The organism is Proteiniphilum sp. UBA5384, from assembly GCF_002410825.1.
In the GTDB taxonomy this organism is placed as follows: domain Bacteria; phylum Bacteroidota; class Bacteroidia; order Bacteroidales; family Dysgonomonadaceae; genus Proteiniphilum.
Genome location: NZ_DHOS01000057.1, coordinates 1 through 7,283, shown reverse-complemented (window position 1 = coordinate 7,283; position 7,283 = coordinate 1). Strand labels below are relative to the sequence as shown.

The following is a 7,283-nucleotide window of genomic DNA, read 5'->3' as shown; positions in this document are numbered from 1 at the left end:
GTGCGCTCTAAGCGCTTATACCGATAATGATTTTTCTACACTAAATTAATCTGTTTTGGGTATAAGGGGTAATTCTTTCACTTTAAACATCTATCAGGAAACTTATGTTCGGGTTCGTGTCCTGGTGGGACAATGAATAATCACCGGAGATTACACTGCAGGGGTTACACTGCCTTTCCCACAGTATTTTCCCGATGTTCCAATCCCCATTCCACCATTACATCCAGCACTTTGGTGAGAGATTGGCCCGATCGTGTCAATTCATATTCAACAGTAACCGGCACACTGTCGTACACCGTTCTTGTCACAATACCGTTCATCTCCAGATCCCTCAACTCTTTGGACAACATCCGCGGAGTAATCTTCGGGATGTTCCTTTCCAGTTCCTTGAAGCGTTTTTTACCGAAAAGCAATGCCCCGATGATGGGTAACTTCCATTTTCCACTGACAACATTCATCGTGTCATTGATGGCCAGTACATAACTGCCCGCACATTGTTTTGCTTTATTCAGTTCAATCGAAGGACTCATATCTATCTGGTTTTATTGAAACTATACTAAAGTATACCGGTATACTTTGGTATAGTAGTTACTATTCTATAGCAAATATAGCTAAATTTGCATCATCAAAGTGATTTTATCAATAGAAATTACAGCAATATCAAATAAAAAAATATGTCATTAATAAACAACTTGAACTGGCGATATGCCACAAAGAAAATGAACGGACAGGCCGTTCAGCAGGAAAAACTGGATTACATCCTCGAAGCAGCAAGGCTGGCGCCATCCTCATCCGGATTACAACCCTATAAGGTCTTTGTCATCAGTGACAGAAAGGTACTTGAAAAGATAAAAGAAGCGGCTTTCAACCAAAGCCAGATCACCGACTGTTCCCATCTGATCGTCTGGGCTGCCTGGGACAGTTATTCGCCCGAAAAGATCGGGAACGTAATGGAAAAGACATCGAGGGAGCGCGGATTACCGGAGGATTCGATGGGTGAATATGCCCGGTCGCTTTGGGCAAATTATCAATCCCTGGGCGAAGAATGGCATAGAAACCATACAGCCAAACAAGCCTATATATCATTCGGATTAGCGATTGCCGCAGCGGCAGAGCAGCAAGTTGATGCCACCCCTATGGAAGGATTCGACGCTGCCAAATTGGATGAAATCCTCGGCCTTGACGCATTGGGTCTAAAGAGTGTCGTTATCCTGCCCGTCGGCTACAGGGATAGCCAACACGACTGGCTCGTAAACCTAAAAAAAGTACGCACTCCCAAAGAAGAATTTGTTACAGTCATTGACTGATCCAATAGCACAACAACTTTAAAGCGGCTCCGGACTCATTGAGATTCGGAGCTGTTTGTTTAGAAGCATCCCATAATTTTATAAGCGATAGAACTTATAAAAGTAACTTATAAGCTATTTGACTTATACCTGCCGGGAGAATATGCTGACAGGCTGAAAAGTGATTTTATAGTCTTGTCATTCAAATTTTTATTATAACTTTGTAGAAAGAATTTTACCTTTCATTGAAAATAAAACGCAAAGTAAAATGCTTACACAAAGTCAACTCCGACATATCCTTTCCGACACCGAAAGCCATCACGTTGAGCGTACGACTTCAACGGATAATATGGACAAGTTTTGTCAGGCGATTTGTGCGTTTTCCAATGATGTTTCGGGTAGCGGTAAGAATGGATATCTGATTATCGGTGCATATAACAACGGAAAATTATCAGGCTTGACAGTGGATGATAGGCTATTATTACAAATTGCTAATATTCGTACCGATGGTAATATTTTGCCACAACCGGTCATGACGGTCGAAAAGTTTAGTTTTAATGACGGTGATTTATTGGTAGCTGAAGTCCAACCGTCGGAATTTCCACCTGTACGGTACCGTGGGCGTGTTTGGGTACGGGTAGGACCTCGTAAAAGCATGGCCACCGAGGCCGAAGTAAAAATATTAACCGAACGCCGTTTGTCCAACGTACATACATTCGATGCGATGCCGTGTCTGGGGACGACCATTAACGATTTGGATGTAAAACTAATCAAAAAGGAATTCCTCCCCAAAGCTGTTGCCGAAGAGGTACTTGCTGAAGATAAGCGAAGTATCGAAGAGCAACTTGCATCGCTCGGATTTTACGATTTGCGTTACGACTGTCCCACTAATGGAGCCATCGTCCTTTTCGGAACGAATCCCGAACGCTATTTGCCCGGTTGCTATGTTCAGTATGTCCGTTTCAAAGGAAATGACCGGGCCGGAGATATTGTTAACGAATATAAATTCAGTGGAAATCTTTGTGTGGTGTTGCCTAGGATCGATACGTTTATCGAAACAAGTATATCACAGAAACGTCCTATCCCGGTGAGCGTGTTACGGGAGGAAACGTTCTCCAAATATCCCTACTGGGCTACACGTGAATTACTTATGAATTCGATCATGCACCGTGACCAAGAAGCCAATGGGGCTGTGCAATTCTATGAATATGACGATCGTATAGAGGTACAAAACCCCGGAGGATTATATGGAAAAGTGACCCCGGAGAACTTTCCCAATGTAAGTGATTACCGCAATCCTTTTATTGCCGAGGCAATGAAAGTGCTGGGATATGTGAATCGTTTTAGTCGAGGTGTTTATCGAGTACAAAAGGAGTTGGAAGAAAACGGCAACGGAAAAGCCATTTTCGATTTTTCCCTGGTAACCGCTTTCAGGGTAGTGGAAAATGTATCGAAAAGATATTTCGAGGAAGGTTTTGGAGTTAATATTGCCCAAGAAAAAGAAGAAACTACCCAGAAACTACCCAGAAACTACCCGGAAACTACCCAGAAAAAAGAAGATAAAAGCCAAAGAAAAGCCAAAGAAACATCCAAGAAACATCCAATAAACGTCCAAGAAACATCCAAGAAACATCCAAGAAACATCCAAGAAAAGATTTTACAGGCAATAAAAAACAATCCATTTATAACTCGAAAAGAATTAGAAATTCAATTGGGATATTCTCATGGAAGTATTAAATATCACATTCAAGTAATGTCCAATGATGGTGTTATAAAACACGAAGGATCAACTAAATCCGGAAAATGGATTATTCTATGAAAGCTTCTTATTCTTGGCTATGTTGATCCCCGAATTAGTTATAAGTAAGATTACGATTTACAAATTATGCGCCGATCTGATTTTTTAAAGAATATGGAGTGCGCTGATAAGATACGCTCCATCAAAGCCCCGTCACAGGAAATACCCTGTATGGAGATGTATGCACCATTGCTGGAAGAGTTGTTCACTCTGACTTCGGAAGATTGGGAACTAGACGAAACAGCGAACAATATTGAAGATGTGGTGGAAATAGCCACATCTCTCTACGGACAAGAACGTTATGGTGAAGCGCTTAGTTTGCTTACACAGATGATTGTCACCCTCAATAATCATTTCGAACGGGATGAATGGTACTCGATGTTTGACGATTTTAACAGTATGGATCATAGCGAGTCTCTTATTGACACGATGAATTTATTTGAAGAGTTGCTTCAGAACAAAACGTCCCCCCAATCGCTTACAGACCCTATATTACAAACACTCAGGATGGTTTCCGAAGATAATGTCCTGGCAAATTACTCAAGTTGGGATATCACTCCCCTGTTAAATCTGCAAGATAAAACTAAAGATAACGGCATTCACCCCGATAGCCCGGTAGCCATATCCCGTCATCTGTAACATCCGACATGTTTGTTGTCAATATTCATTACCATAATTCGGGATGTTCGTTATGTACTGTCGTAATACTCTTTTTTGCGAGTATGATCTTCCTCATTCCCTTCAGGAATGGTTCGTACATTATAATTTTAGCATATCTTTTTTGTTATTTCAAAGCGTAACCCAAGCGCATCGATAATCCGGTAAAACGTTCCTGAGCCGGGTTCTATATCCCCATTCTCAATTTTTGAGATATAGGATTTGTTCACCCCTATACGACTTGCCAGTTCCGACTGGGTTACTTTTTCACTTTTACGTGCGTTGTATATTATCTGCCCCATGTAATAGGCGTATGCTTCGCGACGGAAATCTTCACGCTCCTGCGTGCCGGCTTTTCCGAATTTGGCATCAAGTACTGCATCGTAATCAACAATTTGGTGATTATTGGTATGTTTTTTTGTCTGCATAATATTCATTTTTAATTTTAATTGCTTTCTCGATTTCAGTTTTTGGCGTTTTACGAGTTTTCTTTTGAAAACCATTAAATAAAACAACGATCTGTCCGTCGTCGAAAATAAAAAATACGCGATATATGTTTCCGTTGTATTCGGTTCTTAATTCATATAATCCATCCTTTATAAAGGGTACAAACTTTGCAGATATCCTAATCCTCCGTTTTCAACAAATCAAGACCGTATTGGATTTTATGCTGTTCCTTGTCGGTAAGCGTATCCATAAAGGATTCAAAATAACCACCGTATGTCCTTATTTTTCTTTCCGTGCTGTAAAGATATATTAAGTTCCATTATCATGCAACTTTTCGCTGTTTTTTTGTATCACACTTTTGAAAATCAGGTTAACTCTAATAGATTATGGCGCAAGGGAAGAGGTGCAAAATATTTTCTCAAAAAAATAATCGTTCATTAATTGTTCGTATTGTTTGTTATTTTGTAATTTTTGGCTCAATTCGATCAAACTCGGCTCACGCGCCTCAAAATAATTTGGTTCAAATTCGAATCATGTATTTCAAAACACCAAGTAAAGGTATTATTCTCTGGGAACGGTTCAAGAGCAGATAGTCGCGAGAGAGAAGAAGGTAGAGATCATATCAGGCAGTCTCTCTTATCAGAGACTTGCTGGGGTCAACATGCCGGAATGGCAGGATACAGATATTTCGGCATCAATATGGTCAAGCAGATATATACCTACATGGGAATCGGGTAGGGAGCCAAGAGGATATTTATAGTGTTTGTAATCCGATATTTTTCAAATAATTATATGTTCCATCGTAATACTCTTTTTTACGAGTATGATCTTCCTCATTCCCTTCAGGAATGACAATCACCATTCCTTGCCTTGCACGAGTAAGTAAAACCCTATATTATGTCTGTCTAAGCATGAAATCAGGAATTGCGACTCTGAATAATCAAAATCTGGAATACCTTTTTTCTATTTCATAGATTTTATCATCTGCAAGAGAAGAAGATACGCAGATAATAGTATCTCATTGTTGTGATACAGACCCTTTGTCTGGTGTACCTGTTCCTCATGTTAAATAAGATTGCACAATAATTGCACAAATAGCACAAATTTCTTATCATCCGTATTACAGTAATAGACGAGTTCTCCAATTTTGCTCATTCCAGAGGAAGAAAGTTCTAGAGTTTATACTGCTGTTTTTTTGATAGTAGGGTATTTTGGCAATCATGTCTATGAACCATTCCCTGGAGTTGACACCCTGTTCCTCGCAGGATCTCGGTAACGAACAGATGACGGTGGATATCCCGATGATATCCAGTCAGTGATTCTGCGTACACCCGGCCAATTTTGAGACTGCTTGTTTTGTATGTTGACCTGACAAATTCACAAAAACTTATAGGTATAAACAATAAAGGATCCAATTATTTTACTGTAATATAGATGATTAGTCGATTGTTTACTGTTGTTTGTACTTTTTTGTATTTTTGCATAGATAGTATGTTTATTGAAAACTGAATGGATATCTGGGATAATGAAAAGCGGTCACAGGTGATGTCAAGGATCCGGTCGAAGAATACCAGGCCCGAAATGATATTACGGAGAGCTCTTTTTGCAAGGGGCTTCCGTTATCGCGTAAACGATAAAAGACTTCCCGGAACACCCGATATTGTTTTACCCAGATATAAGACCGTCATTTTCGTGCATGGCTGTTTCTGGCATGGTCACGAAGGATGCAAATATGCCACTACCCCTAAAACGAATACTGAATTTTGGGTGGAAAAGATTACCACGAACAGGGGAAGGGATAAAATTCATACCACGCAGCTTATTGCGCTGGGGTGGAATGTGCTATAACCGAAATCCGTCAGATACGAAGGCCGGAAATCACTGATGTAACCCGATGATTTTAGACTTTAGCACTTCCGATAAAGTGGCCGAAAACGGTTTGGCTGAATTTCGGTATGTCTTGAACTGTGGTAATCTCCTCAAATCGATTTTTATATTGTCGAGATCTTCAGAAGCGTTCCTTTCTATTTCAAAAACGATATACAACTCACCTTTGGGTTCGGGGTATCCGCTTCTCAGCAAATCATTTCTTGAAAAGATTTTAGCTCCTTTGGGGGTGAGTTTGAAAATCCTGTCTGTTTCCAGTTCACCTTTTCCGTGTAGAATCAGGTATTTCGCATGAATGTGCATTTCAGATAGGGGAAGCGACCCTCTGTCGGTACCGGTACGGAAGTTATAAAGATTGTGCTGCAATATCCATTGTAGGTGTTCCTCGTTTTTATAGAATCCGATCAGGACAGATACTTCATCTGCAAAGGCTTTCTCTTTATCCACATACTCGGGGATACGTTCGTGTATGACGTTATCATCATCTTTTGCCTCCTTGAAGATATGATAGGTCTCGTCCGATAACTTTTCACGCTGGGAAGTCCTGTCGAGCAGATGGTCAATCACAAGGTCGATGAAATTTGACAATTCCTTTATGTCGGTATTATCGGGAGAGGGATTCACCGAAAAAGCCCCTAATCCGGGAATGATCTCGTGAAAACCCCTGAAAGTCTCATCGGTTGCACCCGGATATAAGATATAGGCCCCTCCCGAACGGCGGATGGCATCCTTATAGGCATGCATCTTGAGTAGGTCCACATTCTTGTAGGTGCCTTTGCGTTCGTCGATCTCTATCCGATCAAGTTCCATCTCCAATTCCGCACCTTCCAGATCCGGTTGAACCGTCTGGTAGAAATTGTCGATCTTGTATTTCGCGTCGAAATGGATATGGACAATCGACTCGTTACGTTCCGCCTCTCTCTCGGAAAAGATTTTAGGCCAGATACTCAAGGTATAGTCGGGCCTGAGAGGAGCGGTCCAGCTTCCACTTCGCTTGTTCGGATAATCCACTCCACCTTTGAAAGTTCTGTTATAGGAAAATTTGATGCTTAAATCCCTGTTTCTTTTTGTATAGGTTCCTTTTAATGCTGTCTGTTTTCCTGATTTCAACATTACATTTAAACCGTCATTTGTTGGTTCTATCAGATGTTGGTAGGCCTTGCCATCAAATGATACCGAATTGATGGATAATCCGGAGCATATGCACC

The 7,283-nt window shown here is 40.8% G+C and carries 7 protein-coding genes and 1 pseudogene; 4 read left to right on the top strand and 4 right to left on the bottom strand.

The window, feature by feature from the left end; translation table 11 throughout:
* Positions 1-164 precede the first annotated feature (164 nt).
* Entirely contained in the window at positions 165-530 is a 366-nt protein-coding gene (locus B4G81_RS11045) for a winged helix-turn-helix transcriptional regulator (protein WP_294082463.1), read from the bottom strand.
* A 144-nt stretch (positions 531-674) separates the two neighbouring features.
* Between B4G81_RS11045 and B4G81_RS11040 the strand changes: the two genes are divergently transcribed.
* The 3 genes from B4G81_RS11040 to B4G81_RS11030 all read left to right on the top strand — a co-directional run bounded on the left by B4G81_RS11040 (position 675) and on the right by B4G81_RS11030 (position 3,723).
* Entirely contained in the window at positions 675-1,307 is a 633-nt protein-coding gene (locus B4G81_RS11040) for an NAD(P)H-dependent oxidoreductase (RefSeq protein WP_294082461.1), read from the top strand.
* A 247-nt stretch (positions 1,308-1,554) separates the two neighbouring features.
* Positions 1,555-3,105 carry an RNA-binding domain-containing protein gene (locus tag B4G81_RS11035; protein WP_294082460.1) on the top strand — a complete coding sequence of 517 codons (1,551 nt, stop codon included), beginning with the start codon at positions 1,555-1,557 and terminating at the stop codon, positions 3,103-3,105.
* A 93-nt stretch (positions 3,106-3,198) separates the two neighbouring features.
* Positions 3,199-3,723 carry a hypothetical protein gene (locus B4G81_RS11030; RefSeq protein WP_294082458.1) on the top strand — a complete coding sequence of 175 codons (525 nt, stop codon included), beginning with the start codon at positions 3,199-3,201 and terminating at the stop codon, positions 3,721-3,723.
* 128 nt (positions 3,724-3,851) lie between these two features.
* Here the strand turns inward: B4G81_RS11030 and B4G81_RS11025 are convergent, their stop codons facing one another.
* On the bottom strand, positions 3,852-4,178 hold the full coding sequence (locus B4G81_RS11025) for a helix-turn-helix domain-containing protein (protein ID WP_294082456.1): 327 nt from the start codon (positions 4,176-4,178) through the stop codon (positions 3,852-3,854).
* Positions 4,144-4,438: pseudogene (locus B4G81_RS11020) on the bottom strand (type II toxin-antitoxin system RelE/ParE family toxin). Before B4G81_RS11020 ends, B4G81_RS11025 begins: the two are co-directional and overlap by 35 nt.
* A 1,259-nt stretch (positions 4,439-5,697) precedes the next feature.
* On the opposite strand from B4G81_RS11020, the gene B4G81_RS11015 reads away from it, so the two are divergent.
* The gene (locus B4G81_RS11015) at positions 5,698-6,036 is read left to right on the top strand and encodes a very short patch repair endonuclease (RefSeq protein ID WP_294082454.1); all 339 of its coding nucleotides are present in this window, start codon (positions 5,698-5,700) and stop codon (positions 6,034-6,036) included.
* A 30-nt stretch (positions 6,037-6,066) separates the two neighbouring features.
* On the opposite strand, the gene B4G81_RS11010 is transcribed toward B4G81_RS11015, so the two are convergent.
* On the bottom strand, positions 6,067-7,283 hold a 1,217-nt coding region (locus B4G81_RS11010; RefSeq protein ID WP_294082452.1), incomplete at its 5' end, for a nuclease domain-containing protein.

Coding starts and splice junctions, on each gene's coding strand:
- B4G81_RS11045 (WP_294082463.1), bottom strand. CDS start 530: ATGAGTCCTTCGATTGAACTGAATAAAGCAAAACAATGTGCGGGCAGT.
- B4G81_RS11040 (WP_294082461.1), top strand. CDS start 675: ATGTCATTAATAAACAACTTGAACTGGCGATATGCCACAAAGAAAATG.
- B4G81_RS11035 (WP_294082460.1), top strand. CDS start 1,555: ATGCTTACACAAAGTCAACTCCGACATATCCTTTCCGACACCGAAAGC.
- B4G81_RS11030 (WP_294082458.1), top strand. CDS start 3,199: ATGGAGTGCGCTGATAAGATACGCTCCATCAAAGCCCCGTCACAGGAA.
- B4G81_RS11025 (WP_294082456.1), bottom strand. CDS start 4,178: ATGAATATTATGCAGACAAAAAAACATACCAATAATCACCAAATTGTT.
- B4G81_RS11015 (WP_294082454.1), top strand. CDS start 5,698: ATGGATATCTGGGATAATGAAAAGCGGTCACAGGTGATGTCAAGGATC.